At 73.5% G+C, this 23,799-nt stretch carries 27 protein-coding genes; 9 read left to right on the top strand and 18 right to left on the bottom strand.

Translation table 11 applies throughout. The features are described from left to right. From BJ989_RS05090 to BJ989_RS05040, 11 genes are all read right to left on the bottom strand, one after another. Positions 1–1,110 carry a polysaccharide biosynthesis C-terminal domain-containing protein gene (locus BJ989_RS05090; protein WP_179517267.1) on the bottom strand — a complete coding sequence of 370 codons (1,110 nt, stop codon included), beginning with the start codon at positions 1,108–1,110 and terminating at the stop codon, positions 1–3. Then, positions 1,107–2,147, bottom strand: a complete 1,041-nt coding sequence (locus tag BJ989_RS05085; RefSeq protein ID WP_343049106.1) for an SDR family NAD(P)-dependent oxidoreductase — start codon at positions 2,145–2,147, stop codon at positions 1,107–1,109. Before BJ989_RS05085 ends, BJ989_RS05090 begins: the two co-directional genes overlap by 4 nt. Continuing rightward, a complete protein-coding gene (locus tag BJ989_RS05080; RefSeq protein ID WP_281363156.1) occupies positions 2,134–3,435 on the bottom strand; it encodes a glycosyltransferase family 4 protein in 1,302 nt (433 codons plus the stop codon). Before BJ989_RS05080 ends, BJ989_RS05085 begins: the two co-directional genes overlap by 14 nt. Next, positions 3,432–4,070: an acetyltransferase gene (locus BJ989_RS05075; protein ID WP_179517265.1), complete on the bottom strand. Its 639-nt coding sequence runs from the start codon at positions 4,068–4,070 to the stop codon at positions 3,432–3,434. Before BJ989_RS05075 ends, BJ989_RS05080 begins: the two co-directional genes overlap by 4 nt. Then, a complete protein-coding gene (locus BJ989_RS05070; protein ID WP_179517264.1) occupies positions 4,063–4,674 on the bottom strand; it encodes a sugar transferase in 612 nt (203 codons plus the stop codon). The genes BJ989_RS05075 and BJ989_RS05070 overlap by 8 nt, the downstream gene beginning before the upstream one ends. Then, the gene (locus tag BJ989_RS05065) at positions 4,671–5,801 is read right to left on the bottom strand and encodes a DegT/DnrJ/EryC1/StrS family aminotransferase (protein WP_179517263.1); all 1,131 of its coding nucleotides are present in this window, start codon (positions 5,799–5,801) and stop codon (positions 4,671–4,673) included. Before BJ989_RS05065 ends, BJ989_RS05070 begins: the two co-directional genes overlap by 4 nt. A gap of 119 nt (positions 5,802–5,920) precedes the next feature. Then, the gene (locus BJ989_RS05060; protein ID WP_179517262.1) at positions 5,921–6,217 is read right to left on the bottom strand and encodes a DUF1416 domain-containing protein; all 297 of its coding nucleotides are present in this window, start codon (positions 6,215–6,217) and stop codon (positions 5,921–5,923) included. Beyond that, positions 6,217–7,065: a sulfurtransferase gene (locus BJ989_RS05055; RefSeq protein WP_179517261.1), complete on the bottom strand. Its 849-nt coding sequence runs from the start codon at positions 7,063–7,065 to the stop codon at positions 6,217–6,219. Before BJ989_RS05055 ends, BJ989_RS05060 begins: the two co-directional genes overlap by 1 nt. Positions 7,066–7,107: 42 nt before the next feature. Next, on the bottom strand, positions 7,108–7,569 hold the full coding sequence (locus BJ989_RS05050) for a DUF4395 domain-containing protein (protein WP_179517260.1): 462 nt from the start codon (positions 7,567–7,569) through the stop codon (positions 7,108–7,110). 254 nt (positions 7,570–7,823) lie between these two features. Then, complete coding sequence (locus BJ989_RS05045) at positions 7,824–8,381, bottom strand: thioredoxin domain-containing protein (protein WP_179517259.1); 558 nt, start codon at positions 8,379–8,381, stop codon at positions 7,824–7,826. Positions 8,382–8,484: 103 nt separating this feature from the next. Then, positions 8,485–8,862 carry a hypothetical protein gene (locus tag BJ989_RS05040; RefSeq protein WP_179517258.1) on the bottom strand — a complete coding sequence of 126 codons (378 nt, stop codon included), beginning with the start codon at positions 8,860–8,862 and terminating at the stop codon, positions 8,485–8,487. A 228-nt stretch (positions 8,863–9,090) separates the two neighbouring features. On the opposite strand from BJ989_RS05040, the gene BJ989_RS05035 reads away from it, so the two are divergent. The 5 genes from BJ989_RS05035 (at position 9,091) to BJ989_RS05015 (ending at position 13,733) form a co-directional block, all read left to right on the top strand. Next, on the top strand, positions 9,091–9,981 hold the full coding sequence (locus tag BJ989_RS05035) for a mechanosensitive ion channel family protein (protein WP_179517257.1): 891 nt from the start codon (positions 9,091–9,093) through the stop codon (positions 9,979–9,981). 145 nt (positions 9,982–10,126) lie between these two features. Then, positions 10,127–11,209 carry a hypothetical protein gene (locus BJ989_RS05030; RefSeq protein ID WP_179517256.1) on the top strand — a complete coding sequence of 361 codons (1,083 nt, stop codon included), beginning with the start codon at positions 10,127–10,129 and terminating at the stop codon, positions 11,207–11,209. Positions 11,210–11,293: 84 nt separating this feature from the next. Then, on the top strand, positions 11,294–11,557 hold the full coding sequence (locus BJ989_RS05025; RefSeq protein WP_179517255.1) for a hypothetical protein: 264 nt from the start codon (positions 11,294–11,296) through the stop codon (positions 11,555–11,557). Positions 11,558–11,705: 148 nt separating this feature from the next. Beyond that, positions 11,706–13,082, top strand: coding sequence for an HNH endonuclease signature motif containing protein (locus BJ989_RS05020; RefSeq protein WP_179517254.1), 1,377 nt, complete (start codon positions 11,706–11,708; stop codon positions 13,080–13,082). 225 nt (positions 13,083–13,307) lie between these two features. Continuing rightward, the gene (locus tag BJ989_RS05015; RefSeq protein WP_179517253.1) at positions 13,308–13,733 is read left to right on the top strand and encodes a hypothetical protein; all 426 of its coding nucleotides are present in this window, start codon (positions 13,308–13,310) and stop codon (positions 13,731–13,733) included. A gap of 23 nt (positions 13,734–13,756) precedes the next feature. Here the strand turns inward: BJ989_RS05015 and BJ989_RS18150 are convergent, their stop codons facing one another. Further along, the gene (locus BJ989_RS18150; RefSeq protein ID WP_343049105.1) at positions 13,757–14,068 is read right to left on the bottom strand and encodes a MerR family transcriptional regulator; all 312 of its coding nucleotides are present in this window, start codon (positions 14,066–14,068) and stop codon (positions 13,757–13,759) included. Positions 14,069–14,161: 93 nt separating this feature from the next. Here BJ989_RS18150 and BJ989_RS05005 point away from each other — a divergent pair, with 93 nt between their 5' ends. Beyond that, complete coding sequence (locus BJ989_RS05005) at positions 14,162–14,599, top strand: Hsp20/alpha crystallin family protein (protein WP_425490015.1); 438 nt, start codon at positions 14,162–14,164, stop codon at positions 14,597–14,599. 167 nt (positions 14,600–14,766) lie between these two features. On the opposite strand, the gene BJ989_RS05000 is transcribed toward BJ989_RS05005, so the two are convergent. Together BJ989_RS05000 and BJ989_RS04995 are read right to left on the bottom strand one after the other, a co-directional pair. After that, positions 14,767–15,108: a DUF4333 domain-containing protein gene (locus BJ989_RS05000; protein ID WP_179517251.1), complete on the bottom strand. Its 342-nt coding sequence runs from the start codon at positions 15,106–15,108 to the stop codon at positions 14,767–14,769. A gap of 141 nt (positions 15,109–15,249) precedes the next feature. After that, a complete protein-coding gene (locus tag BJ989_RS04995; RefSeq protein WP_179517250.1) occupies positions 15,250–15,519 on the bottom strand; it encodes a MoaD/ThiS family protein in 270 nt (89 codons plus the stop codon). A 137-nt stretch (positions 15,520–15,656) separates the two neighbouring features. On the opposite strand from BJ989_RS04995, the gene BJ989_RS04990 reads away from it, so the two are divergent. Beyond that, positions 15,657–16,394 (top strand): response regulator transcription factor, encoded by a 738-nt coding sequence (locus tag BJ989_RS04990; protein WP_179517249.1) that lies wholly within the window; start codon positions 15,657–15,659, stop codon positions 16,392–16,394. Positions 16,395–16,430: 36 nt separating this feature from the next. Here the strand turns inward: BJ989_RS04990 and BJ989_RS04985 are convergent, their stop codons facing one another. After that, the gene (locus BJ989_RS04985) at positions 16,431–17,699 is read right to left on the bottom strand and encodes a YeeE/YedE thiosulfate transporter family protein (RefSeq protein ID WP_179517248.1); all 1,269 of its coding nucleotides are present in this window, start codon (positions 17,697–17,699) and stop codon (positions 16,431–16,433) included. Positions 17,700–17,807: 108 nt separating this feature from the next. Here BJ989_RS04985 and mshD point away from each other — a divergent pair, with 108 nt between their 5' ends. Both mshD and BJ989_RS04975 read left to right on the top strand, forming a co-directional pair. Continuing rightward, positions 17,808–18,686 (top strand): mycothiol synthase, encoded by an 879-nt coding sequence (mshD, locus tag BJ989_RS04980; RefSeq protein ID WP_179517247.1) that lies wholly within the window; start codon positions 17,808–17,810, stop codon positions 18,684–18,686. A 140-nt stretch (positions 18,687–18,826) separates the two neighbouring features. Further along, complete coding sequence (locus BJ989_RS04975; protein WP_179517246.1) at positions 18,827–21,754, top strand: hypothetical protein; 2,928 nt, start codon at positions 18,827–18,829, stop codon at positions 21,752–21,754. Positions 21,755–21,874: 120 nt separating this feature from the next. Here BJ989_RS04975 and ygfZ read toward each other — a convergent pair whose 3' ends face one another. Genes ygfZ through BJ989_RS04960 form a run of 3 tightly spaced genes read right to left on the bottom strand, consistent with a single transcriptional unit; the run spans position 21,875 to position 23,786 of the window. Beyond that, positions 21,875–22,837: a CAF17-like 4Fe-4S cluster assembly/insertion protein YgfZ gene (gene ygfZ / locus BJ989_RS04970; RefSeq protein ID WP_179517245.1), complete on the bottom strand. Its 963-nt coding sequence runs from the start codon at positions 22,835–22,837 to the stop codon at positions 21,875–21,877. After that, positions 22,837–23,295, bottom strand: coding sequence for a Fur family transcriptional regulator (locus BJ989_RS04965; RefSeq protein ID WP_343049104.1), 459 nt, complete (start codon positions 23,293–23,295; stop codon positions 22,837–22,839). The genes ygfZ and BJ989_RS04965 overlap by 1 nt, the downstream gene beginning before the upstream one ends. Next, positions 23,292–23,786 (bottom strand): heme-binding beta-barrel domain-containing protein, encoded by a 495-nt coding sequence (locus BJ989_RS04960; RefSeq protein ID WP_179517244.1) that lies wholly within the window; start codon positions 23,784–23,786, stop codon positions 23,292–23,294. Before BJ989_RS04960 ends, BJ989_RS04965 begins: the two co-directional genes overlap by 4 nt. Between the last annotated feature and the right edge of the window lie 13 nt (positions 23,787–23,799).

Raw genomic sequence — 23,799 nt, 5'->3', positions numbered from 1 at the left:
TCACGGGCGGTGCACCTTCTCTGCGTACTGGTCGGGGGACTCGGGGTCGAGGAGCTGGTCGGCCCAGAACATCGTGACGAGGTCGTCGTCGCCGACATTGCGGATGGCGTGGACCCACAGGGTCGGCATGTCGACGAAGGACGGGCGCTCGCCGCTCAGCCGGAAGGTCACGACGTCGTCGTGCAGCAGCCGACGGAGGCTGATCTCGGCTTCGCCGCGGACGATGAAGAACCGCTCCACCTTGTTCAGGTGGTAATGGTCACCCCTGCTCTGCCCAGGCCTAGTCGTGGAGACGAACGCCTGCCCGGTGCCGCCGTGCGACCGCAAAGTCTCGAAGAGCTCACCTCGGGGGTCGGCGTGTACCTGCGGCGTCAGCGGCCACATCTGCGGGAAGGCGGCCGCACGGTAGGTGTTGAAGAGGTCGACCTCGAACTTGCCCGGCAGCGGCGGCACCTCGCCCCGGGTGGCGTAGAGCGCGTGGGTCTGCTCCAGCAGCCCGAGCACCTCGCTGATGCCCCGCGGCTCCCCCGCGACGGTTCGCCGCTCCGTGCGGCCAATCGACCCGATCAGCTCCGCCGCGGCGCGCTGTGCGTGCAGCAGCGGTACCTCGCGGTCGCCGGTCACCGTGGGGCGCCGGCCGGCGGCGACCTCGTGGGCAAAGGTCGCCACGAACGAGTTGTATCCCGGGCGCCCGTGCTCGCCGAAGAGGTTGGGCAGCAGCAGGTCGGCGAAACGGCCACCGGACGCGGCTACTGCCTGGGACAGGAGTGCTGCTGCTGCGGACTTCCCGCGCCCGTAGGCGTTGTCCAACTGCGCCTGAATTGAGTTGGCGTAGACGACGTCCACCGGTCGGCCGGTCTCCCGAACGGCCGCGGCCAACGACGCAGCAGCGTCAAGGTTGCCCCGCTCGACCTCCGCATCGCTTCCGGCGCGGTTGACACCGGCGACGTGCAGGACGGTGTCCACCGACGCGATCGTCCCCCTCAGCCGGGCCGCGTCAGCCAACTCTGCCCGGCCGAGCCGAACTGGCTCAGTGCCGTGCAGGGCGCGCAGACGGCAAGCCGTGTGCCAACCGAGGAAGCCGTAGCCACCCGTGATCGCAACCTTCACAGCAACTGCCCCGGGTTGCGCCCCACCGCTCGCAGTTCCTCACGGACCGGCTGGAGCTGGAGCAGCAGCCTTTTGGTTGCCTCCACGTCCAGCCGCTCGGCGTTGTGCGACGTGTAGTCGTAATGGACCACTTCCGATTCACCCTGGTCGAAGTAGAGCTCGTACTCAAGAGAACGCGCATCGAGCGGCACGCGGTAGTACCCACCGCAGTCCTCGGCCCGCTGCAGCTCCTCCCTGCTCAACAAGGACTCGTAGAGCTTCTCACCGTGCCTGGTGCCGATGACCCGGATCTCCGGGTCCTCGTCGCCGAACAGCGAGGCGACCGCCCGGGCCAGGTCCTGGACGGTGGCGGCGGGCGCCTTCCGCACGAACAGGTCTCCGGGCTCAGCGTGGTGGAAGGCGTACTCGACCAGGTCGACTGAATCGTCGAGCGACATGAGGAAGCGGGTCATGTGCGGGTCGGTCACGGTCAATGGCAGACCCTGCTTGATCTGCTGAATGAACACCGGGATCACCGAGCCGCGGCTGTACATCACGTTCCCGTAGCGAGTCACGGACACGGTGGTGCCGTTCTCTCGGCGGTTCCGCGCATGGGCCTGCGCGACCTTCTCCATCATCGCTTTGGACATCCCCATGGCATTGATCGGGTAGACCGCCTTGTCCGTACTCAGGCACACCACAGACTCCGCGCCGGCTCGCTCGGCGGCGCGGATGACGTTGTCGCTGCCGTTCACGTTGGTCAACACCGCCTGTTGCGGGAAGAACTCGCAGCTCGGGACCTGCTTCAACGCTGCAGCGTGGAAGACGTGCCGGACGCCGGCCATCGCGTCCTCCACGCTGCGCGGGTCCCGCACGTCTCCGACGTAGAACTTGACGCGACCGTCAGCCAGATCCCGGCGCATGGCGTCTTGCTTGGCCTCGTCGCGGCTGAAGATGCGGATTTCAGGCGCACCGGTCGCCAACAGTCGGCGTGCCATGGTGGAGCCGAACGAGCCCGTGCCTCCTGTGACGAGTACGGGGCCCTCAACGCTGCTCACTGACTGATCCTTCCGCCGTTCGATCGGGGGGTCCGGCGATCGCCGTGCGGCTGCGCCGCGCCGCATCACGTAAAACGGCACGCATGCGCTTAGCGCCGACGTCCCGTGCCATCTGGCTGCGGTAGACCTCGAGGCCGCGCCGTCCCATCAAGGTCAGCTCGTGAAGCGAGGTCGCAGAGAGCTTCGCGACCGCCTCGGCAATCGCGACCGGATCGCTCGGGGCTGCCGCTACTCCCGCGCCCGAACCGGTCACGACGTCGGCTGCGTCGCCGCGCGCAATTACGAGCAACGGGCGCCCGGACGCCAGCCCAGACTGGACCTTGCTGGGCATCGTGACGGCGAACAGAGGCTCGTCAGCCAACGACACCACAGACACGTCTGCGGAAACCATGAGGCGATCCGCCTCGGCTCGCGGAACCGGGTCCAGGAAGTGGATGCGGGCCGACGCGCGGGCGCGGTCGATGAGCCGCGCCTTCTCCACTCCGTCGCCCATAAGCACCAGATGCGCGGGTCGGGTCTCATCGCTCGTGAACGCGTCGATGAGCGCATCGAGCGCCTGCGCCTTCCCGTGGTTCCCGGCATACATGAAAAGGAGCGAGTCGGCCGGGACGCCCAAAGCTCGCTTTAAATCTGCATCGTGATCGGCAGGCTGGGCGCTTCGGTCCTCAGGCAGCCAGTTGTAAATGATGGTGAGCTTGTTCTGCGGAACGCCACGTCGCGCGAGCAGGTCGGCCATCCCTGGAGAAGTGACCACGATGTGCGCCGCGCGCGCGTAAGCCCGCCGAACGAAGACATCGATCAGGTTGTGCGCCTGCCGCCCCCACCGCCCAGACAGGAAGCCCGAGGCAAAGATCGAGTCGGGCCAAACGTCCTGCACCAAGAGAACGTACGGGGTCCGCCAGAGAGTTCTGGCCACCATGGCTGGGAGCGCAGCAGTGGCGGGCGACGAGTAGACGAGCGCCACGTCGGTCTCGCGGAGCACCCGCTGGCCGAACACGGAGCTGCTGATTGCCCAGCTGCCGTAGTTCAGCAGCCGACGGAGTGCGCTCGCGTCGTGGCTGGGGTAAAGAGGCGACCGGATGACCTCGATACCGTCGAGTGTCTCCCTCCGGCGGCTCCAGGGCGCATACCCGTCGTGCACCGCACCGGACGGATAGTTCGGGATTCCGGTCAGCACCCTCAAGACCAGTCCTTGATCCCGAAGCGCTGCTGCTATCCCGGACGGGATCTCTACCGGCTCGGGCGGGTACCACTGACACACGAGCGCCACCACCCTCAAACCGGTCATCGCGCCGGCACACCCTTCACGGTGGCGCCGTCGAGCACGTCTCGCACGACGCAGGCACTCGCCCCGACCGTCGCGTCCTCCCCGACCCGCAACTGGTTGAGGACGACTGCACCGACTCCCACCAGCGACCCTGCTCCGATCACGCAGTCGCCCGAGATCGACGAGGCGGGGTTCAGGCTAACGAAGTCACCAAGCGTCGTGTCGTGCCCGACCGTCGCGCTGGGATTGACGTGCACGTGTCGGCCAACTGCGATGTTCGTCGTCAGCCGGGCGCCCGCACAGATGACCGTGCCCTCCCCGATCGACACCGCGGACCCGATGGTGGCGGCGGGATGCACCAGGGTGGCAGGCACGTGACGGCCGCATCTCAACCGGTCCGCGACGGCCCGGCGAGCGCGCGGGCAGCCGACGCCGATCACGTAGTGCGCGCAGTTGTCGAGGCTGACGAGGTGGTCGGTGCCCCCCAGGAGGTCGTAGCCCCGCGCCGCCAATCGCTCGAGATTGACGTCGGACGGCGCGTCGTCGACGAAACCAAGGAGTTCCCACGTGGGTGCGATGGCGTTGATTGCCTCGACGACGTCGGCGGTCTCGCGGCCGAAGCCACCTGCGCCAACGATAACCAACGGCTCAACCATGGGTCCGCCCCAAGAACTCCGGCATCGTGACATCGCCGTCCGCCGTTATGCCGTGGCGGCGAAAGACCTGGGCGAGCGTCCGCCACACGATCGCCGCGTCGAGGCGGAGGCTCCGATTGTCCACGTACTCAACGTCCTTGGCGAACTTGGCGTCCCACGTCAGCGCATTGCGACCACTCACTTGAGCAAGCCCGGTGATCCCCGGGCGCACCTCGTGCCGACGCGCCTGCTCCGGGCTGTAGCGCTCGAGATACTGCACCAGCAGCGGCCGCGGACCAACCAGACTCATGTCACCACGCACGACGTTCCACAGGGTCGGCAGCTCATCGAGACTCGTCGACCGGAGCAGCGCGCCGAAGGGCGTCAGCCGCTCCGCGTCGGTCACGAGGCCCCGCTGCACGTCCAGCTCCAGCATCGTGCGGAACTTGACCAGCTCGAAGACCTCGCCGTCCCGGCCCGGGCGGGGCTGCCGGAAGAGGACCGGCGAGCCCAGCTTGCGGCGCACAACGACGGCGATGACCGCCTGCAAGGGCGCCGACAGCACGAGCGCGACAGTGCTAACCACCAAGTCGATCGTGCGCTTGACGGCGTCGTGTCGCCTCACGACGCGATCACCGCCCGGACAGCGTCCTCGATCCGGGCGAATTCGTCGTCGGTCATCACCGATCCGGCCGGCAGCGTCAGGCCGTGGGAAAAGATCCGCTCCGAAGTGCCGTTGATCAGACCGGGGAGGTCCCGGCACACGGGTTGAAGGTGCATCGGCTTCCAGAGAGGCCGCGTCTCGATGCCCGCGCCGTCGAGCGCTCCGCCGAGCTGCTGCGCAGACCAGCGTGACGCCGCCTGATCGACCACGATCGCGGTGAGCCAGCAGTTGTCCTCCGCGTCGTCGGCCCCGCCCAGGATGCGAACGCCGGGCTGGTCGGTAAACAGAGCCCGGTATCGCTCGCGCCATCCGCGCCGTCGCTTGATCATGTCGTCGAGGCGAGCGAGCTGGGCTCGCCCCAGCGCGGCGAGGATGTTCGAGAGCCGGTAGTTGTAGCCCACCTCGGTGTGCTCATAGTGCGGCACCGGCTCGCGGGCCTGCGTCGACAGCTTGCGGACGTGGTCGGCTAACCGCCGGTCGTCGGTCAGCAGCATGCCGCCGCCCGAAGTGGTCATGATTTTGTTGCCGTTGAAGGACACTACCGAGGCATCGCCGAAAGAACCGGCGGGCCGGCCGCGGTAGGTGGCACCGAAGGACTCGGCCGCGTCGCCGAGGAGTCGAGCGCCCGCGGCGCCGGCGACGCCCTGGACGGCGTCGTAGTCGACGCACTTGCCGAGCAAGTCGACCGGGATGATCACCGGAACCCTGGCGCCCTGTGCGGTCAGTCCAGCAACCGCTTGCTCGAGCAGGGCCGGCGAGATGTTGCCGGTCTCTTCCTCGCAATCGACGAAGTGCGGGGTCGCCCCCACATAGCGGATTGCATTCACTGTCGCGGCGAAGGTCAAGGTCGACACCGGCACGACATCACCGGGGCCCACACCCCAGGACACCAACGCGAGGTGCAGCGCCGCCGTGCCCGACGAGAGGCCGACCGCGTGGGCGACGCCGACGCGGGCGGCAACCTCCTGCTCGAAGGCCGTGAGGTCGGGTCCCGCGGGAGCAACCCAGCCGGACTGCATCGCGCGCAAGACGTACTGCTGCTCGAATTCGCCGACGTCCGGCGGCGACAGCAAGATGTCGAAACCCATCGCGTCCCCCATCCCGTCGAGCTGTCCGGCGCAGTCTAGGCGTTATGTGGTGCGTCCGATGAACCGAGCCACGCATGCGGACGCCCCCGGAGCGCTGCTCCGGGGGCGTCGTGCGTGCATCAGATGGTGACGGTCACCTCGGCGACGGACCCGACCTGCGCGTGGACCTTGCGGTCGACCGGGTCGGCCTTGGGGGCGAGGGTGCGCAGCGTCCACTCGCCGTCACCGGCGAAGAAGCGGAAGTGGCCAGTCGCCGATGTGGGCACCTCGGCGGTGAACTCGCCGGTGCGGTCGAGCAGGCGCACGTAGGCGTTGCCGACCGGCTCTCCGTCACGCACGACCTGGCCCTGGACGATGGCCTCCTTCGCCACGTCTACGCCGTCGAGCGAGAGGCCGCCCTCAGTGGCGCCGCACATCAGGCCGCACCCGGCTCGTCGCCGAGGACGACGGGCACGCCCACCAGGGAGCCGTACTCCGTCCAGGAGCCGTCGTAGTTCTTGACCGACTCGTGACCCAGCAGCTCCTTGAGGACGAACCAGGTGAGCGAGGAGCGCTCACCGATGCGGCACAGGGCGATGGTCTCCTTCGAGCCGTCGAAGCCAACCTCCTCGTAGAGGGCCTTCAGCTCCTCGTCGGACTTGAAGGTGCCGTCGTCGTTGCAGTTCTTGCTCCACGGCACGTTGACCGAGGTGGGGATGTGGCCGGCGCGCTGGGCCTGCTCCTGCGGGAGGTGCGCGGGCGCCATGAGGCGACCGGCGTATTCGTCAGGGCTGCGGACGTCGACGAGGTTCTTCACGCCGATGGCGGCCACGGCGTCGTCGCGGAAGGCGCGGATCGACAGGTCGGGCTCGGAGGCGGTGTAGGTCGTCGCCTCGCGCTGCGGCAGCTCGTCGGTGAGCTCGCGGGCGTCGAGCTCCCACTTCTTGCGGCCGCCGTCCATGAGCTTGACGTCCTCGTGGCCGTAGAGCTTGAAGTACCAGTACGCATAGGCGGCGAACCAGTTGTTGTTGCCGCCGTAGAGCACGACGGTGTCGTCGTTGCTCACGCCGCGCTCGGAGAGCAGCGCCGAGAACGCGTCCTTGCCGACGAAGTCGCGACGGACCTGGTCCTGCAGGTCGGTCGTCCAGTCGAGCTTGATCGCGTTGCGGATGTGGCTGCGGTCGTAGGCCGAGGTGTCCTCGTCGACCTCGATGATCACCACGCCGTCGTCGTCGAGGTGGTCCTCGACCCACTGGGTGCTGACGAGGGAGTTCTCGCGGCTCATGTGCTGCTCCTTGGGTTGGTGCGGGGTCTGGGTGGGTGGTGCTCAGGCGGTGGCACGCTTGAGCAGGAGGTACATCTCGCAGCCCAGGCAGAAGCCGAAGGCGGCGTTGAGCAGGGCGGCGGCCAGGGCGAAGGCCGTGGCGACCAGGCCGAGCGCCGTGGCGCCGGTCAGGAAGCCGACGAGGCCGACCGCCGCGAAGGCCAGGCCGACGGCCTGGGCGAAGCGCGGGGGCGCGGCGTCCTCGGTCTCGGCCGGCGGGCCGAAGCGGGGGCGCACCACGGTGCGGTAGAGCCAGGCGACCGGGGTGCGCTGCACGCCGAGCGCCACCGCGGTGGCGAAGAGGGCCGCCTGCGCGGCCAGCAGGCCCGTCGCGAGGCCGCTGGGGGCCGTCAGCAGCACGACGGCGAGCACGACGACCGTCAGCGACGCGGCGAACCGCTGGCCGCGGGGGTCGACCTGCGCGCTCGCCTGGGCGGCGACGCGTGGCGCGGACGTGGTGGACATGGTGCTCCTGCTGACGTGGACGGATCAGGCCGGGTGGGCACGGACGTCAGGCTGCGAGCGGTGAAGCCGCGAGAGGGCAGCGTGAGGCGTCCGTCAGGGCTCGCGACACAGCGCCGAGCGCACGCGGCAGTGGTCCACTGCGCGTCGCTTGGTCAGCATGGTCGTCGGCACGGGAGCAAGAGTAGGGGTGGCGCGGCGGCGCACCGAACCGGCGTCTCGCTGCTCGGGATGCGTGTCCGGTTGTCGAGACAGGGTCACTGGAGGCCGGCCTCGGCGAGGGCGGTCAGCACCTGCTCCTTGCGCGGCGCGCCTGCCGCCCGCGTGACCTCGCGGCCGTGCCGGTCGAGCACGACGGTGGTCGGCGTGCGCAGGACGCCGAGCCGGCGGACCAGCTCGAGCTGCTGCTCGGCGTCGACCTCGACGTGGGTCACGCCGGGGACCACCTCGGCGATGTCGCCCAGCACTCGGCGGGTCGCGCGGCAGGGGGCGCAGAAGGCGCTCGAGAACTGCAGCAAGGTGGCGCGCTCGCCGCGCTGGGCGTCGTACGGGGTGTCAGCGAGGAGGGAGGTCGGCGGTGGGGTTGCGGGGGTCTCGACACGGCCCTGGCGGGCCTGCTCGACCAGCGGGGTGGGCTGGCGGGCCTGCTCGGTCTCGACACGGGCCTGGCGGCCCTGCTCGATCAGCGGGTTCGCCTGGCGGCCCTGCTCGACCAACGTGTTCGGGCGGAAGCGGCCGTCGCTGAAGCGTCGCCAGGCGCCGAAGGCGAGGGCCAGGGCGACGGTGGCGAGGAGGATCAAGGCGCCGGGGGTCACGGTGAGCTCAACGACGCGGGAGGCAGCGGCATTCCGTGGCGGAGAACGGCGACGGGCGCGCCACCCGGAGGTGGCGCGCCCGTCGACGAGGCAGGTGCTGGTGTCAGCCGATCTCGAGGGTCGAGGTCTTGGTGCACCACTTGTAGACGTTGCGGTCGGGGTTGAAGACGAAGAACGCGTCGTAGACGCCGTTGCGCAGCGGGCGGTAGCCGAAGGTCTTCGCGCGCTCGCCGCCGATGCGGCCCTTGCGGAAGCGGACGACCTTGCCGTTCTTCTTGACGCGGATCTGCACCTTGCCAGCCGGCTTGCTGTCGACGGTGGGCGCAGTCACGCGGAGGGTCACGCTGTTGCGGTCGCCGGCGATGAAGCAGGCTGTCGGGACCGAGCGCGGGTAGGCAGCGCTGGCCGAGGTCGACGTGGTAGCGACCATGAGGCCGCTGCTGAGCAGAACGGCCGCGATCAGGCCGACGAGGGACTTCACTGAATTCTCACCCCATGTTGCATCGAGTGGACCGTCGCCGAGCCACGTGATTGGTGTAGGTGAGGAGACCGTAGCGGGTGGGTCACGGGTTTGTCTCATCCCATCCCAACATTTCACCCGTTGAGCGCTTGCGAGCCACCGAACCACCGTTGAAACGGGTGGGGCATGCGTCCGGAGAGGCCGGGTACGAGGTCTGGACAGCTCCCCTGACGACAGGACGGAAGATCTATGGACATCGGAGCAAGCTTCCGGAACGCGACGGACTCGTTCTTCGCCTTCCTGCCCAACCTGCTCGGCTTCGCAGTCATCCTGCTGGTCGGCTTCATCATCGCGAAGGTCGTGCAGGCAGCGCTGCGCACGGTCTTCCAGAAGGCCGGCCTCGACCGGCACCTGCACGAGTCGTCAGCACACCAATACGTCGAGCGCGTGATGCCCGGCGCGAGCCCGAGCAACGGCATCGCCCGCGTCGTCTTCTGGCTCGTCTTCGCCTTCTTCGCCGTCGCCGCGATCGGCGCTCTGAAGATCGCCGCCGTCACCGCCTTCATGAACCAGGTGCTGGCCTACCTGCCCAACGTGATCGTCGCGATCGTCATCTTCGTGGTCGCCGCCGCCATCGCCGGCGCGGTCGCCGGTGGCGTCGCCAAGGTCATGGGCGACACCCCGACCGGCAAGGTCGTCGCGACCGTCGTGCCGGCGATCGTCATGGTCATCGCCTTCTTCATGATCCTCGACCAGCTCCGCATCGCCGAGGACATCGTGCGCATCGCCTTCGCCGCGATCATGTTCTCCCTGGCTCTCGGCCTGGCCCTCGCCTTCGGCCTGGGCGGCCGTGAGGTCGCCGCCTCGATGCTGCGCGACGCGCAGTCGAAGGGCCGCGAGGCCAAGGAGCAGGCCAAGCGCGACGCGCAGACCGGTCGCGAGCGTGCCGAGCAGCAGGTCCCGAGCCAGTCGGGCGGCTCGCACGACACCCCGTCGTACTCCACCTCGGGCTCGACCGCCGGCTACGGCTCGACGGGCGGCACGGGTGCCGGCTACGGCACCACGCCGGGCACGTCGACGGGCTACGACAGCGGCTACGACCCCAACGCCACCCAGCCGGTCATCCCGCCGGAGCGGTGAGCCCTCGGGTCACCCCCCGGTGACCCACCAGCTCCACCTCAGCCAACGCCCCGGCCGCGCAGCGGCGGCCGGGGCGTTGCTGCGCCCGGGGTCGGGCTCGATGCGGTGTCGGCGGGGTGTCGGCGCGGGGTGGCAGCATGCGCGCATGACGTCTCGGACCCGACTCGCAGGCGCGGCCGGCCTGCTCGCTGCGCTGGTGCTCAGCGCCTGCTCCGGCGGGGGCGGGCTCGGGTCGCGCAGCGAGCTCGAGGTGGCCGACGACCCGCGGGCGACGCCGGCGGAGATCTTCGAGGTCGGCCGCGCCACCGAGGCCGTGCGGGCGGGTGACGGGCGGGTGCTGGTCGTCGCCCGCGCCACCTCCGACGACGACGAGGGGCCGATCAACGCCGCCTTCCGCGTCTACGACGACTCCGGCGAGGTGGTCGTCGAGGGGCCCGACCGCCCGTCACGGGGGCGCGGCGCGGGACTCCAGGCGTACGCCCTCCCCGACGGCTTCCTGCTCGCTCGCGGCCCCGAGGGGCGGGCGACCTCGTGGGAGGTGCTCACGCCCGACGAGGACCTCGCGCCGGTCACGATCGCGGGCCGTCGGCTGCCGGGGCGGGCGGGCGACGTCGCGCTGCCCAGCTTCCCGCTGCGGCACTTCCGGCCGTCGACGCGCACGCTCTTCCGACCGGCGCTGCCGCCGGGGCGCGCCGAGGGCGGTCCGCTGGTCGACGCGGCCGGCGGGCTGTGGGCGCTCGGCGCGACCACGCGGGCGGGTGAGCCGACGCGGGTGTGGCACGCGCCGACCGGGAGGGCGCCGTGGCGCCTCGACAGCCTGGAGACGCCGGCGGGACGCTCCACGCGCGGCATCGCGCTGACCGAGCACCACGTCGTGCTGACCGTCATCGCGGTCGGGGCCGAGGACACCATCGACTCCCTGTGGGTCCTCGACCGGCGTCGGCCGGCCGCGGGGTGGCAGCGGGTGCCCGAGCGCATCCGCGACGACGGCTACGTCTTCGAGACCCGGGTGCAGCCGCTCGGGGGCGACCTCGCGCTCGTCGACGACAGCGAGCGCGCCTGGGTGGTCGACCTGCGGCGCGGCACGTGGCGCGCGGTGTCCTTCCCCTTCCCGAACCCTCGCAGCCTCACCACCACGCTCGACGGCCGCATCGACCTGGTGGGCTCCGACGGTCGCACCGCGACGTCGGCCGACCTCGGGCGGTCGTGGGAGCCGCTGCCCGGGTGAGGGCGTGCGCTGGGTCGGTGCTGCGCGGCATGGCGCGCGCTCCGGAGGGTACGGAGCCGGCACCCGACAGCGAGAGGTGATCGCGTGAGCACGCAGGACCCGCAGCAGACGGACGGCGCGACCGGTCGCGTCAGCGACTCCGGCGAGCAGGCCGAGCCGAGCTCGACGACCGAGGGGGCCGCGGCCGAGGGGCAGTACGACCCCGCGCAGGGCTCGCCCGCAGGCGGCGCCCACCCCGTGGGCGAGGCCTACCCCGCCGAGGCCACGCGCTTCGACGACCCGCAGCACCGCCGCCCCGACGAGGTGCCCGAGGGCGTGGCCGACGACGTGCTGCTCGAGGACGAGTAGCCCGTCCCTCCCCCAGCTCGCCGCCGTCCGCCCACACGCTGGTGCGGGCGGCGTCGTACGTCGTGGGTGGCCGCTGCTACGCCGGGCCGACTGTCGAACGTGTGTACGGATATGTTGCACTCTCGTGCTGGACATGTCAGAATGGCCCATGGCCATCCGGAGCGGGACGACGTCGCACCACCCGGTGTGCGACGCGCTCACGGAGGCCTCCGAGACCGTCACCCGGGTCGTGGGCTCGCCGACCTGGTCGATGACGGAGACCGACCTCGGCGAGGCGCTGGTCGCCATCGCCGCGCTCGAGGCGCAGGTCGCGGCCCTGCGGCTGCGGGTGACCGCGCAGGCGGTCGAGGACGGCGCCGGTGGCACCACGGGTGCGACGTCGACGGCCGCCTGGGCCGCGTCGCACACCCGCCGCACGCGACCCGACTGCTTCCGCGACGCGCGGGTGGCCGCGACGCTCGCCGAGCCGCGTCACCGGGCGGTGGCCGACGCGCTTGCCGACGGGCGGGTGCACCTCGACCAGGCGCGGGCCATCACCGCCGCGGTCGACGCCCTGCCGACCGACCGGGTCGACGCCCGCGTGCGGGCCGAGGCCGCGACGTTCCTGCTCGACTGCGCGGCCGTCCACGACGCGCTCGAGCTGCGCGCCCTCGGTCGCAAGGTGCTCGAGGTCGTCGCCCCCGACGTCGCCGACGAGGTGGAGCGCGAGCGGCTCGAGCGGGAGGAGCGCGAGGCGCGGCGGGCAGCGACGCTGACCATGAGCGACGACGGCCACGGCACGACCCGGGGTCGCTTCGCGATCCCCACCGAGCACGGCGACCGGCTGCGCACGCTCCTCGACGCGATCGCGGCGCCGAAGCACCAGCGGGCGCGCCGGGCGACGGAGGACGGCGGTGCGGGCTGCGGCTCGGGCGCGGAGTCGGGTGCGGAGCCGGGTGCGGTGTCGGGTGTCGGCTCGGGCGTCGGTTCGCAGCCCGAGTCCGGCGCAGGGGTGGCGGCCGGTGGAGAGCGGCCGTCGATGCCGCTGCGCCGCGGCCAGGCGCTGTGCGAGCTGATCGAGCGCTACCTGGTGAAGGACCTCCCCCGCGCCGGCGGACTGCCCGCCACCGTGACGGTCACGATGTCGCTCGAGACACTGATGGGCGGGCTCGGGGTCGCGACGCTGAGCACCGGCACGCGCATCAGCGCCGGGCGGGCCCGGATGCTCGCCTGCGAGTCCGGCATCGCGCCGGTCGTGCTGGGCGGACGCTGCGAGGTGCTGGACCTGGGTCGCACACAGCGGCTCTTCTCCCCCGCACAGCGCCGCGCCCTCGAGATCGAGCAGGGCGGTTGCACCGCCGCCGGCTGCGACTGGCCACCCGGGATGTGCCACGCGCACCACGACATCCCGTGGAGCAGAGGCGGGCCGACCGACAAGGCCAACGGCCGGTTGCTGTGTCCCCGGCACCACGCCCGCATCCACGACCCGGCCTACGACACGGTCTCGCACCCCGACGGCAGCGTGACGTTCCAGCGGCGGTGCTGAGGAGACGTCCGTCCTGGGACGGGTCTGCCCTGAGGTCGTCGGTGGCTCACGGGGTCCCGACGCGGGCCTGGCGGCTCTGCTCGACCAGCGGTAGCAGGGCCAGCACTGCTCGACCAGCGGTGGCAGGGCCGGCCCCGTCGTGGCAGGCTGCGCGGGTCGAGGACGGGGGGTCCGGTGCGGAAGACGACAGAGCAGCTGCTGGCTGCGGATCCGCGGACTGCGGGCGTGAGCGGCACTCGCCACACGCTCCGCGAGCTGGCTGACCACCACGCAACGCTGCCCCGCTGGCTGGGGCCCGACGAGCACGTACGGCGCGTGCTGCCCTGCTCGAGCACCGTGTCGAGCCTCGTCCTCCTCACCGACGTGGCGGCACTCGTGCTCGCAGCGGCCTACGAGGTGCCACCCACCCGGCTCTGGCTCCCGATCGAGGTCGAGGTCGGCCGACGTGGCCTGCTGGGGCGCCGCGTCCGGGTGCGCGACGCCTACGGCACCACGTGCGACTTCAGCGTCGCCCAGGACGACCTCGACGTGCTGCAGTCCTGGCGACCCCGCGCAACGGACCTTCACGCCGACCGGCGAGACGACGAGGGCGAGGTGGGCCACCGCGGCGAGTCCGAGGACCCCGACGGAGACGATCGGTCCGTCGGGTAGGGGGCGCGACGCCGCACCGACGGTCAGCGTCGCGCGCGGAGGCGGCGTACCTCCTGGCGCAGGGCGGCGACCTCCTCCTCCAGCTCGAGCACGGCGGCGATGCCGGCGAGGTTCAAGCCGGCGTCGAGGAGGGCGCGGATGCGCTGCACCCGCTCGACGTCGGCGGGGTTGTAGAGGCGGGTGCCGCCGGCGGTGCGGCTCGGGGAGACCAGGCCCTTGCGCTCGTAGACGCGGAGGTTCTGCACCGGCGTCTCGGCCATCTCGGCGGCGACCGAGATCGCGTAGACCGCGACGTGGGCGGCGACCCGGGTGGCGGTGGGAGGCGGCGGGGTCACGCGCTTGACTGTAGGTGATCTCCGCGCTACAACAAACCTGTAACCGCAGATACAGGTTCTGCGGTGGTGTCCTGCAAGGGAGTGAGAGAGATGCTGATCCGCACCGCTGACCCGTTCCGCGAGTTCGACCGGCTCGCCCAGCAGCTCATGGGCACCACCAACCGCCCGGCCGTCATGCCGATGGACGCCTGGCGCGAGGGGGACCGGTTCGTGCTCGAGTTCGACCTGCCGGGTGTCGCGCCGGAGTCGATCGACCTCGACGTCGAGCGCAACGTGCTGACCGTCCGCGCCGAGCGCGTCGCGCGCAACGGTGACTGGGAGATGCTCGCCAGCGAGCGCCCGCGCGGCGCCTTCAGCCGCCAGCTCGTGCTCGGCGACAACCTGGACCTCGAGCACATCGAGGCGGCCTACCGCGACGGCGTCCTGCGGCTGCACGTGCCGGTCGCCGAGCGGGCGAAGCCGCGCAAGATCGAGGTGCAGCACCTCGGCTCCAGCGAGCACGAGGAGGAGCGCACCGCGATCGAGAGCTGAGGCACCGACCGCACCGACGAGGGGTCACGACCGCGCACCAGGCGCGCGGGCGTGACCCCTCGGCACGAGCGCAGCGCGCGACCCCTCGGCGTCAGCGCAGCGCGCGACCCCTCGGCGTCAGCGCAGCGCGTGACCCCTCGACGTGAGCGCAGCGCGCGACCCCTCGGCTACTCGGTGGGCGGGAGGTCCTCGAGGTCGGCGACCTCGAAGCCGAGCTCGACGTCGTCGGGGCTGTCGCCGGTCACCTCGACGACCTCCACCTCGACCGAGACGTCCACGACGTCCTCGATCGCGATGAGGCACTCGGTCTGGTTGCCGACCTCGCCGCGCAGCTGGGCGGGGCAGGTCGCCTCGTCGGGGAGCACGCCCGTCTCGGACTCGACGTGCTCGAGCACCCGCTGCTCCAGCTCCTCCTGCTCGACGCTCGGCGGGGCGCCGCCGCAGCCGACGAGGGCGACGGCGAGCAGGGCCGAGGAGAGGGCGGACGGGACGACTGGTGCACGGCGCACAGGGGTGCCTCCGGGTCGGGGACGAGGTCCACCTCCGGTCTAGCACCGCCGTGGGCGCACCCCACCCGCCTCCGACCACCCGCGCGGGGTGACCGGCGCGCCGACCGCACGGAGCGGCGTACGGACGGGTGGGTCGAGTGCTCAGCCGCCGGCGAAGGGCGGCAGGAACTGCACCGTCTCCCCCGGCTGCACGAGCACCTCGGCGGGGTCGTCGGAGGCGACGGGACGGTCCTCCACGAGCACCGAGCAGACCTCGAGCACCCCCGGCAGGCGACCCTCCGGGTGCAGCCGACGGGCCTCGAGCAGCAGCCGCGACAAGGTGACGGGCCCGTCGACGGCGACCTCGTCGGCGTCGGTGCCGGCCGCGGCCTTGGCGGCGGCCCAGTAGCGCAGGGTGATGGTCTGGCTCACGCCCCGATGGTCGCAGACCGCGCGAGCAGCGGAGCGCAAGCGTCGTAGCGCGGTAGAGTCGCACCTCCGAGACCCGGCACGTGGCGCGCGGTCCGACGACGTACGGCGCGCGGCGTGACCCCTCCGAGGGGAGCACGATGAGCCAGCTGCTGCTGCTCACCAGCGCCTTGCAGCCCTCCGCCGAGGTGCTGCCCGGCCTGTCCCTCCTGGGCCACAGCGTGAAGGTGCTGCCCGCCGAGGGCAGCGCGCTGCTCGAGGCCCCCGCCGCCGACCTCGTGCTCGTCGACGGTCGCCAAGAGCTCGCGCTCGCCCGCGACCTGTGCCGGCTGATGCGCACGACGGGCACCGACGCGCCCGTGCTGCTCGTCGTCACCGAGGGCGGGCTGTCGGTCGTCGCCGTCGACTGGGGCATGGACGACGTGGTGCTCCACACCTGCGGCCCCGCCGAGCTCGAGGCGCGGATCAGGCTGGCGATCGGCCGGCTCGCCGCCGAGCGCGAGGCCGCCGATCCCGAGTCCCACGTGATCCGCTCGGGCGAGGTCGTGGTCGACGACGCGACCTACACCGCGAAGCTCGGCGGGCGCGCGCTCGACCTGACCTTCAAGGAGTTCGAGCTGCTCAAGCACCTCGCGCAGCACCCGGGCCGGGTCTTCACCCGCCAGCAGCTGCTGCAGGAGGTCTGGGGCTACGACTACTTCGGCGGCACCCGCACCGTCGACGTGCACGTGCGGCGGCTGCGCGCCAAGCTCGGCCCCGAGCACGAGACGCTCATCGGCACCGTGCGCAACGTGGGCTACCGCTTCGTGCTGCCGGCGCAGGAGCGCGAGCGCTCGGAGGCGGCCGACGCGCCGGACGCCGAGCGCGAGGACGCCTGAGGCGCGTCGCCCGAGTCGGGCACCGCGGTGCCCGACTCAGCAGACGCTGTCGCTGCTCACCGGGCGCGAGAGGCCGAAGAACGGGCGCAGCCGGATGCCGAACCAGGTGCCTGCCAGCGCCGCGAGGCCCCAGACCCAGCCGTGCAGGCTCTGCGAGCTGATGCCGCCGAGGTAGGCGCCGATGTTGCAGCCGTAGGCCAGGCGCGCGCCGTAGCCCATGAGGATGCCGCCGATGATCGCGCCCGCGGCGAGCTTGAGCGGGATGCGGCGGTGCAGCGTGAACGCGCCGGCCAGCGCCGAGGCGATCAGCGCGCCGACCATGATGCCGAAGTTGGTCAGGCTGGTGGTCTCGGCGAGCACCGAGCCCTCGAGCGTCGCCGAGCGGCTGGCCCAGAAGTCCCACGTCGCGGGCTCGGCGATCCCGAGCGCGCCGGCGGCCTTCGAGCCCCACAGCGCGAACGCGGTCGTCACGCCCCACGGCGAGCCCGAGACCAGCAGGACGCCGAGGTTGAGCACGGCCAGCGCGAGCGCGCCGACCCACAGCGGCCAGGAGCCGCGCAGCACCCGGGCCACCCCGCCGGCGGTGGCCACCGGGGCGACCGGCGGCGGGTTGCGGCGCTTGCCCACGACGTACGTCGCGGCGACGACGAGGCCGAGCAGCGCCAGGGTCACCGCGAGGCCGCCCGCGTGGCCGCCGAAGACCTCAGCGAACGACACCGGGTCCTGGGTGCCCGGCAGGCCCTGCCACCAGCCGAGGTGGGCGGCGCCGACCGTCGCGCCTACGACGAAGCCGAAGAGCGTCAGCAGGATCGAGGTGTGGCCCGAGCCCACGGCGTAGAGCGTGCCGGAGGCGCAGGCGCCGCCGATCTGCATGCCGAGGCCGAAGACGACCGCGCCGAAGACCAGGCCGATGCCGAGCGGGGAGACATAGCCCGACACGTCGACGCCGGTGGGGCTCACACCCGCGGCGAGGAACGGCGCGAAGAGGATCGCGGTCGCGCCGAGCAGCACGGTGTGGGCGCGCAGGGCCTTGCCCTGGCCGACCGCGACGAGCTGGCGCCACGCGGAGGTGAAGCCGAAGCGGGCGTGGAAGAGCGCGAAGCCGAGGCCCGTGCCGAGCAGGAGCAGCGCGGCCTCCCGCCAGCCCTGCGAGGTCAGGGTGACCGCGACCAGGACCGCGGCGATCGCGACGCCGACGGCGGCGACGCCCTTCTGCGCCGGCGGGGCGGGCGGCGGGACCGGGTCGGCGTCGCGACGGGTGATCCGCTCGGGGAGGGTGCGGACGGAGGCGGTGGGGCTGCTCACGAGGACTCCTGCGCGTGGGGGGGACGGTCAGGGGATCGACGGTTGAAGCGTCAACCGGGATGGAACGCCCGAGGGGCCGCGGTTTCTTCCCGCACCTAGGGTGGCGGCGTGCTCGAGCCGGACCTGCTGCCCGCCGACGTCCTCGCCCACGTCGAGGAGGTGTCGCGGGCCGCGGAGGCCGCCGACGGCGCCGCCCCGCTCGACGAGGCGACCTGGCTGGCGTTGCGGCACCGGCCCGCCGCTGACATCGGCTGGTGGCGGGCAGACGAGGCGTTCGCGCTGCTCGTCGACGACGAGCTGTCGGTCGTGGTCGCCCCCGCCGCGCGGCGCCGCGGGCTCGGCTCGACGCTGCTCGCAGAGGTGGCCGAGGTGACGGAGGGCGAGCGGCTCACCGCGTGGTCGCACGGCGACCACCCCGGCGCGGCGGTGCTCGCCGACCGGTTCGGCTTCGCGCGCGTCCGCGAGCTGTGGGTGATGCGGCGTGACGCGTCCGTGCCGCTGCCGGAGGTGGTCGTGCCGGACGGGGTCGCGATCAGCGGCTTCGACGAGAACGCCGAGCGTGACGCCGCCGACGTGCTCGCGGTCAACGCCGCCGCCTTCGCCCACCACCCCGAGCAAGGTGCGCTCGACGCGGACGGGCTCGCCGTACGCCGCCACGAGCCGTGGTGGGACCCCGCCGGCCTGCTGCTCGCCCGCGACACCGCGACCGGCGAGCTGCTCGGCTTCCACTGGACGAAGGTGCACCCCGTCGGCGACGACGGCGTGCTGCGCGGCGAGGTGTACGTCGTCGGCATCGCGCCGGCCGCGCAGGGCCGCGGTCTCGGTGGGGTGCTCACGCTCGCCGGGCTGCACCACCTGCACGGCCGCGGCTTGGGCGAGGTGCTGCTCTACGTCGAGTCCGACAACGCGCCCGCCGTCGCGGTCTACTCCCGGCTCGGCTTCGCGCACGCGGCGGCCGACACGCACGTGCAGTACGCGCGGGGGTGATAGGGCCGATTCGGGTCAATTGCTGAGTTGTGGCCCGCTTACTCGTCGGTAACCGGGCCACAACCCAGCAATTGCACCGGACGCGACGTCTCCCGGTGAGTCGCCGCGGCGGGGGCACGGCGTCGCTAGGCTGCGCCCCGATGGACTCCGCCGCTCCGCACGACGACGCCCCCCGGGACGACCGGGCCACCGGCTCCCCCACCGGCTCCCCCACCGGGCAGGCCGGGCTGCGCCCGGACGACGACGGCGGCACCGCGCGGCGGTGGCTGCGCCGCTCGCGGGCGGGCTACCCGGCGGTGCCCGGGGTCGCCGCGGCCGACGCGACGCCCGACCCGGCTGACGCCCCGCCCGAGACGCTCGCGCAGGCCGTCGCCCGGGCCGACGCCGCCACCGCGGCCGCCACCCGCGCCGAGGAGCTGCGCCGCGCCGCCGAGCTGGCCGCGAGCGAGCAGACCGCCGAGCGGCTCGTGGCCGAGGAGGCCGCCGCCGCTGCCGCGCGCGCCCGCGAGGAGGCCGACCGGCGCGCCGTCGAGCAGGTCGAGGCCGCCCGCGAGGCGATCGCCGCCCGCGCCGAGGCCGAGGCGGCGCTCGCCGCCCTGACCACCCGCACCGGCGAGGCGGAGGAGGCCGTCGCCCGCGCCGTGCGTGCTCGCGAGGAGGCCGAGGGCGCCACCCGCCGCGCCGTCGAGATGGCCGCGTCGGCCGCGGCCGGCCGCAAGGGCGCCGAGGCGACGGCGCAGGCCCGTGCCGAGGAGGCCGCCGAGGCCCAGGCCGCCGCCACCCGCGCGCTGGAGGAGCGCCGCGCCGCCGAGGAGGCCGCCCAGGCGCGCGCCGCCGAGGCCGAGCAGGCCGCCGCCGACCGCGCCGCCGCCGAGGAGGCCGCCCGCACCGCCGCGGAGGAGGCCCGCGCCGCCCACGAGGCGCGCGAAGCCGCCGAGCAGCGGGCCCGCGAGCTGGCGGAGGAGGGTGCGGCGCGCGCCGAGCAGTACGCCGCGGAGCTGGCCGCCGCCTCCGAGCGCTACGTGGGCGACACCGAGGCCGCCGCCGCCCGGTTCGCCGAGGCCGCGCAGGCGGCACAGGCCGAGCGCGAGGCCGCCGAGGCCGCTGCCCGCGAGGCCGCCGAGGCCCGCCGGCTCGCGGAGGAGGCCGCCGCCGAGCAGGCCGAGGCCCGCCGGGTCGCCGACGAGGCCGCCGCCGCGGCCGCAGCCCGGGCCGAGCAGGCCGCCGAGGCGCGCGCCGCCGCCGAGGACGCGGCCACGCAGCAGGCCGAGGCCGCCACCGCCGCGCTCGCCGCACGGACCGCCGCCGAGGAGCACGCGGCGGAGGTCGCCGCCCGGGCCGGGGCCGCTGCGCAGGCGGAGGAGGCCGCTCACCGCGAGGCCGCCGACCGCGCCGCCGAGGCCACCGCGGCCCAGGAGTCGCGCGTCGCCGCCGACGCCGCCGCGCAGCAGGCGGCCGAGGCCCGACGGCTCGCGGAGGCGGCCGCCGCCGAGCAGGCCGAGGCGCGCCGGGTCGCCGACGAGGCCGCCGCGGCCGCCAGCGCGGCAGCCGTCGAGGCCGCCGCCGTCCGCCAGGTCGCCGAGGACACCGCCCGCGCCCAGACCGAGGCGGCCACCGCCGCCCAGGCGGAGCGCACCGCCGCCGAGGAGGCGGCCCGGGCCGCCGCCGAGCGCGCCGCCCAGGCCGCGACCGACGAGGCCGCCGCCCGGGAGGCCGCCGCCGCGCTGGCCGCCCAGGTCGAGGCCGCCGAGCAGGCGCGCACCGAGGCGCTCGAGGCGGCCGCCGCGCAGGCCGAGGCCGCCCAGCAGGCCCACGCCGAGCGGGCCGCCGCCGAGACCGCGGCCACCGAGGCCGCGCAGGCCCGCGCCGCCACCGAGGCGGCCGTGCAGGAGCGGCTCGCTGCCGCCGAGGCCGTCGCCGCCGAGCAGGCCGCCGCCCTCGCGCAGGCCCGCGCCGCCCTCGACCAGGCGGCCGCCGCCGCGACCGAGCACGCCGCCGCGCTCCGCGAGGCGCAGGAGGCCCGCCTCGCCGCCGAGCGCGCCGCGACCGAGCAGGCACGGCTGCGCACGCAGGCCGAGCAGCTCGCAGCCGAGCGGTCGCAGGACCGGGTGGCCGTCGAGGCCGCGGTGCGCCGTCAGGCCGAGCTCGCCGAGGCCGCCCTCGCCGAGCGCAGCGCCGCCGAGCGCCGCGCGGCCGCCCTCGCCGCCGAGCTGGCCGACGCCCGGGCGGCACTGCTCGATCAGGGATCGCGCCGCTTCGGGCGCAAGCGGCGCGGCGACGCGCACGCCCCCGCCGCCCTCGGCACCGGGGCTGGTGAGGACGACCCTCGACCCGGCGCCCTCCCGCTGCTCGGAGCCGCGCCGGCCGGCGCGGTGAACGCCAGCGTGGAGGGCGAGCCCGACGACGTCGCGGACACCCGCGCACCCCAGGCGCCCCGCACCACCTGGGACGAGCTCGCCGCCGAGATGGAGGCGGAGCGGGCGACGGAGCGGGTCGCCGAGCAGCCGGCCGAGCAGCCGGTCGAGCAGCCGGTCGAGCAGCCGGTCGAGGCGGAGTCAGGGACCGCGGCGGACGAGGCTGCGGCGAGCACCGGCGTACGCGCCGTCGCGACGGAGGACGAGCCCCGCGTCGAGACGTTCGCCCCGCAGCGCCGGGTGCGGCTCGGCGGCGGGCTGCTGCTGCTCGGGGCGCTGGCCGCGGCGGTGGGCGTCGCCTACGTCGCCGCCCGCGGCGACCTGCTGGCCCCGCTCGGCATCGGGCTCACCCTCGCGACGGTCGCGCTGGCCGTGCTCGGCGCCCGGGGCAGCGCCCGGCCCACGCAGGTGCGCATCGTCGGCACGGTCGTCGACATCGTGGCCGCCGACAGCCACCACCGCTTCGACCTCGCGGACCGCTCCCACCACGTGGAGATCGAGGGTCAGCCCGGGGAACGCGGCTGGCGGGTGCTGTTCCACCGCCGCAGCCTCCCGCCGTACGTCGTCGACGCCCGCACCGTCGACCCCGTCGCCTTCGACGGGGCGCTGCGCCGGCTGCGCCCCGACCTCACCCCGCCACCGGCCGAGATGTAACGCGCCGTCGGTAGCGCTCCCACCCCCGCCGACGGGGGTAGGTAGTGCGTCCAACGGCGCGTTACAAGTGATCCGTCCGACGCAGGGCGGCCGGCCGGGGCGGAGGGCGTACGCCGCGGCTCAGCGCAGGCGCGGCCGGACGTGCAGTCCGACCTCGGGGTCGACGACGACCTCCTGGCCGGCGGGCATGCCGTCGACGACCAGGGCGGCGTCGACGGGCACGTTGCGCTTGAGCACCGCGAGCGCGATCGGGCCGAGCTCGTGGTGGCGCGCGGAGCTGCCGACGAAGCCGACGGCGCGGTCTGGGGCGTCGGCGGCGAACACCTCGGCGCCGCGCGTGGGCAGCCTGTTCTCGGAGCCGTCGAGGTGCAGCAGCGTCAGCCGGCGCGGCGGGCGCCCGAGGGTGTGGACCCGCGCGACGGTCTCCTGCCCGCGGTAGCAGCCCTTGTCGAGGTGCACCGAGGAGCCGATCCAGCCGACCTCGTTGGGGATGGTGCGGTGGTCGGTGTCGAGGCCGAGCCGCGGCTCGCCGCGCTCGATGCGCAGCGCCTCGAAGGCCCACAGGCCGCAGGCGGGCCCGGCGGCCTCCGCGTAGGCGGTCAGCTGCGCACGCGGCACGAGCTCGTAGGCGTCGTAGGGCCCCTCGCCCGCGCGGCCCGGCCGCCACGTCACCGCGACCTCCTCGGTGACGAGCGCGACCTCGACGCGCATCATGAAGCGCATCCGGTCGAGCCAGGCCACGAGCGCCTCGCCGGCGCCCGGCTCGGTGTGGGCGGTGAACGCCTCGCCGTCGTCGACGCCGACGAAGGCGTGCTCGACGTGGCCCTGCGGGCTGAGCACCAGCGCGCCGGTCCACTGCCCGGGGGCGAGGTCGAGCAGGTGCTGGGTGGTGAGCGAGTGCAGCCAGGTCAGCCGGTCGGGCCCGGAGACGCGCACCACGTCGCGGTGCGACAGGTCGACGAACCCCTCGCCGCCCACCAGCGTGCGCTGCTCGGTGTTGAACGACCCGTAGTGGGCCGGCACCCCGGCGTCGATCCCGTCGCCGTCGACGGCTCCGGGCAGGTCCAGCAGCGGGCTGCGCATCAGCTCTCCTCGCGTTCGGGGTCGGTCTCCGAGGCACCGTCGTCGGTCGGCCCGCACTCCTCGCACCGGCCGAAGACCGTGAGGTGGCCGACGTCGGCGACGAACCCGTGCCGGGCCCGCAGCGCGCCGGTGAACGCCTCGGCCTCCCCTGCCCCAACCGAGGTGACGCGGGAGCAATTCCGGCAGACCAGGTGGAAGTGCTCGTGGTCGGTCACCGAGTGGTAGGTCGGCGCCCGGTCGGAGAGGTGCGCGTGGCGCACCAGGCCGAGCTGCTCGAGCACCTCGAGGGTGCGGTAGACCGTCGACAGGTTCACCGCGCTCGAGTGCCGCTGCACCTCGGCGTGCACCTCGTCGGGCGTCGCGTGGCCCAGGTGCTCCACGGCGCGCAGCACCAGCTCGCGCTGCGGGGTCATCCGGTAGCCGGAGCCGCGCAGCCGCTCCCGCAGCTCGTCGCTCACGCGCGTTGCAGCCGCGCCCACAGGTGGGGCTGCAGCGGCTGACCGACGGCGGCGAGGTCGACGGCGTACAGCAGGTCGCCCTCGACGTTGCCGTAGAGCCGCTTGCCGCCCGTGACCTCCTTGGCCGACTCGGTGCGCACGACCGCGTCGGTGGTGAGCTCGAGCTTGCCGCCGTCGGCCTCGCCGTACCAGATCTCGGCGATGCCGGTGTGGTGGGTGAGCAGCAGCTCCACCTTGCCCTCGCCGCGGCAGCGCAGGAAGCCGGTCTCGATGGCGCCCTCGCGCAGCTTCTGGCCGTCGGCGTCGACGATCCAGCTGCGGGCCATGTAGTGGAAGAACGGGCGCCCGTCGTGGGTGAAGATCAGCTCCTGGCCGTAGTCGAACGCCTCGATCGTGGGGTAGTCGCCCTTGCCGTTGCCGCGCCAGGTGCCGAGCATCCAGGCGACCGGTCCGCAGTCGGGGTGCAGGTTGTCGGGCAGCTCGAAGGGCATGACGACCACCCTA

Origin of the sequence: Nocardioides perillae (assembly GCF_013409425.1) — a bacterium.
Classification (GTDB): domain Bacteria; phylum Actinomycetota; class Actinomycetes; order Propionibacteriales; family Nocardioidaceae; genus Nocardioides; species Nocardioides perillae.
Note: the sequence above shows the minus strand (reverse complement) of the source record. Positions and strands in the feature narration are given on the sequence as shown.

Bases quoted from the DNA above. Each gene is read 5' to 3' on its own strand.
- BJ989_RS05055 (WP_179517261.1), bottom strand. From the start codon at position 7,065: ATGAGCCGCGAGAACTCCCTCGTCAGCACCCAGTGGGTCGAGGACCAC.
- ygfZ (WP_179517245.1), bottom strand. From the start codon at position 22,837: ATGCGCAGCCCGCTGCTGGACCTGCCCGGAGCCGTCGACGGCGACGGG.
- BJ989_RS04960 (WP_179517244.1), bottom strand. From the start codon at position 23,786: ATGCCCTTCGAGCTGCCCGACAACCTGCACCCCGACTGCGGACCGGTC.
- BJ989_RS04990 (WP_179517249.1), top strand. From the start codon at position 15,657: ATGAGCCAGCTGCTGCTGCTCACCAGCGCCTTGCAGCCCTCCGCCGAG.
- BJ989_RS05030 (WP_179517256.1), top strand. From the start codon at position 10,127: ATGACGTCTCGGACCCGACTCGCAGGCGCGGCCGGCCTGCTCGCTGCG.
- BJ989_RS05020 (WP_179517254.1), top strand. From the start codon at position 11,706: ATGGCCATCCGGAGCGGGACGACGTCGCACCACCCGGTGTGCGACGCG.
- BJ989_RS05065 (WP_179517263.1), bottom strand. From the start codon at position 5,801: ATGGGTTTCGACATCTTGCTGTCGCCGCCGGACGTCGGCGAATTCGAG.
- BJ989_RS05080 (WP_281363156.1), bottom strand. From the start codon at position 3,435: ATGACCGGTTTGAGGGTGGTGGCGCTCGTGTGTCAGTGGTACCCGCCC.
- BJ989_RS05075 (WP_179517265.1), bottom strand. From the start codon at position 4,070: ATGGTTGAGCCGTTGGTTATCGTTGGCGCAGGTGGCTTCGGCCGCGAG.
- BJ989_RS05050 (WP_179517260.1), bottom strand. From the start codon at position 7,569: ATGTCCACCACGTCCGCGCCACGCGTCGCCGCCCAGGCGAGCGCGCAG.
- BJ989_RS04975 (WP_179517246.1), top strand. From the start codon at position 18,827: ATGGACTCCGCCGCTCCGCACGACGACGCCCCCCGGGACGACCGGGCC.
- BJ989_RS05035 (WP_179517257.1), top strand. From the start codon at position 9,091: ATGGACATCGGAGCAAGCTTCCGGAACGCGACGGACTCGTTCTTCGCC.
- BJ989_RS05060 (WP_179517262.1), bottom strand. From the start codon at position 6,217: ATGTGCGGCGCCACTGAGGGCGGCCTCTCGCTCGACGGCGTAGACGTG.